The organism is Dellaglioa sp. CoH-57-MRSF-17, assembly GCF_056782015.1.
Window position 1 is genome coordinate 1 of the sequence record NZ_JBXAXY010000119.1, and the last position, 285, is coordinate 285.

Below are 285 nucleotides of genomic sequence, written 5' to 3' on the forward strand. Positions count from 1 at the left end.
CGTCACTTGCGGGTCCTCTCAAATTGGGAATTGCTTAAACTGCCTTCGCCACCGCCGAATATACCTGAGCACGGTCCACAGTGTAAGGCCCGGAGCAGTTTAGGCAGTTCAGCTCAACGATGCGCAAATCTGTCACATCTTCGACAACTTCGCNAACATCCATGACATACGCACGCGGTGCCGTAGGATGGTGCACCGTCTTGTGATACGCGCGAAGCTTGTCTGCGTCCTGCGCGTACACCTTCTTGTGCTGGACGTGCCCACGATTGCGATACTCAGCAATGT

General features: G+C 54.6%; 1 protein-coding gene. It reads right to left on the bottom strand.

Annotated features, from left to right (window positions below; genetic code table 11):
• Window positions 1-34 precede the first annotated feature (34 nt).
• Window positions 35-241: an ATP-grasp domain-containing protein gene (locus tag AC1RPJ_RS08100; RefSeq protein WP_481762896.1), complete on the bottom strand. Its 207-nt coding sequence runs from the start codon at window positions 239-241 to the stop codon at window positions 35-37.
• Window positions 242-285 lie beyond the last annotated feature (44 nt).